The following is a 2,029-nucleotide window of genomic DNA, read 5'->3' on the forward strand; positions in this document are numbered from 1 at the left end:
GCCGCCTGGTCAACCTCGGACTCGCCTACCTCAACAACACCTGGACCCTCACCCCGACCAGCCCATGACCGGCGGACGTGCCAGCCCATACCAGCCCACCCACCAAGATCTTCAGGACATTCCTAGGCCGCCCCGCCAGCGACCACGCTCAGCTAACGGCGATGGCTGCATCCCACCCGATGTACGTGGTCCTCTCGGCCATGACCGCCGGTCCCACCCGCTGAACCCGGAATTCCGGAAGGAACGATGATGTCCGCCACAGCAGAAGCCCTCGTGTTTCGCACTTCTGGACATCATGTTTCGGCGGCGGCCCAGGCTGCGAGGACGGCCTGGGTTTCTTCGGGTGTGGCCTGGTAGGGGGCTTGAGGCCGAAACGTTCAGCGATGATGACCCGGCGGAGCTTGATCACCATGTCTTCGAAGGACGGTTCGGTCTTGGTGGTGTACCAGCGGGCTCGTGCCCGGCGCTCGGCGGCGTCGGCGGGGCGGTGCGCGTAGGTGGCGTACCACAGGATGGTCAGGCTCGGGCAGAGCATGCCGAACGGCATGGTGCGTTCCACCTCGAGCCGGGTGCGGTTGCGGGCCTGACCGACACCGAGGCTCTGGCGGGCGTCGAAGAAGGCGACCTCGATGTACCAGCGGGCGGCGTAGCGAGGACCATCAGGTGGTGGTTCCGGCGAGAAGAAGGATCACACCATGGCCAGGTAGGCAGCGAGTTCGTCGGCCGATGAGGTGGAGATCCCGACGTACCGACCATCCTCTGACGTTGGGGGCGATAGGTGGCCCATTTGGGAGCGATACTTGGCCCCGCGTGTCCGCCAGGCAGGTCTGACTGAGCGCCTGAGTCGGCGGATGCGCGCTTGAGTTAGCGAGCTCCGCGCATACGAGGAGTGAGGAGAGGCTGCTTCGGTCCGGCTCGATCTGCTGTCTTCGCTGGCGAGAGGGATGTTAGGCCGTTTGCATGCTTGATCCAGATCTGCCGTATGTCTGTGCCGCCGAGACTGCTGGGCCAAAATGGCCCGCATGCCTACCATGCCCGAAGATCACGTTGAGACCGCAAACCCCTCCGCACTCAACGCCTATGACATGATCGCCGATGGGTACGCGGCCGAGAACGAGACGAGCCTCCTGAACGCGTACTACGAGCGTCCCGCGATGCTGGAGCTCGCCGGGGACGTGACCGGCCGGCGCATCCTCGACGCCGGCTGCGGCCCGGGTCCCCTGTTCGCCGAGCTGCGCGATCGAGGCGCCATCGTCACCGGCATCGACGTGAGCGCCGGGATGCTGGAGCAGGCCCGACGCCGGCTGGGCGCCGACGCGGATCTGCAGGTCGCCGACCTGGCTGGCCCACTGCCCTTCCCCGACGAGGCGTTTGACGACGTCACCGCATCCCTGGTGCTGCACTACCTGGAAGACTGGGGACCGACACTGGCCGAGCTGAGACGCGTGCTGAAGCCTGGTGGCAGACTGCTCGTCTCGGTCGACCATCCTTTCTCCATCGCTCTCTTTCAGCACATGGCCGGGGAAAAGCCCAAGTACTTCGAGACCCGCAGCTGGACCGAAGAATGGACCAAGGGTGGGCAGACCGCCCAGATGAAGTTCTGGAACCGGCCGCTGCACGCGATGACCGACGCCTTCACCACGGCTGGCTTTCGCATCAGCGTCATCAGCGAACCGCCGTTTGTGCCAGAAGCCCGCGAACTGTTCCCCGAGGAGCTCCGCGAGATCGAGCCCACCCGCACGAGGTTCCTGTGCTTCTTGTTCTTCGTTCTCGAAGCCAGCTAGGCGCCTCGTGACGATCAATCGTGGTGACTGAGCGTTTTCAGCGGGCGATTCCCGAACTGAAGCGCTCAGTCACGGCAGGGAAGGCCCTCCACAGGTCCTGTTCTTGGCGGAATCGTGGTATGAGCTGCCCCGGGTTGGTTGGAGGCTCCCAAGACTGGAAGGCTGGGAGTCGTGCCCGCACCGAGGAAGTACCCCCAAGAGCTGCGTGAACGCGCCATCAAGATGGTGTTCGACCTGCGTGAGGA

At 64.7% G+C, this 2,029-nt stretch carries 2 protein-coding genes; one reads left to right on the plus strand and one right to left on the minus strand.

Annotated elements, in window-relative coordinates:
- Positions 1 to 148: 148 nt before the first annotated feature.
- Complete coding sequence (locus ABN273_RS59080) at positions 149 to 559, minus strand: hypothetical protein (protein ID WP_349458571.1); 411 nt, start codon at positions 557 to 559, stop codon at positions 149 to 151.
- A 454-nt stretch (positions 560 to 1,013) separates the two neighbouring features.
- Between ABN273_RS59080 and ABN273_RS59085 the strand changes: the two genes are divergently transcribed.
- Positions 1,014 to 1,784: a class I SAM-dependent methyltransferase gene (locus ABN273_RS59085; protein WP_502911360.1), complete on the plus strand. Its 771-nt coding sequence runs from the start codon at positions 1,014 to 1,016 to the stop codon at positions 1,782 to 1,784.
- The last annotated feature ends 245 nt before the right edge of the window (positions 1,785 to 2,029 follow it).

Source organism: Nonomuraea sp. B19D2 (assembly GCF_040137845.1).
Taxonomy (GTDB): Bacteria; Actinomycetota; Actinomycetes; order Streptosporangiales; family Streptosporangiaceae; genus Nonomuraea.

Coding starts and splice junctions, on each gene's coding strand:
- ABN273_RS59085 (WP_502911360.1), top strand. CDS start 1,014: ATGGCCCGCATGCCTACCATGCCCGAAGATCACGTTGAGACCGCAAAC.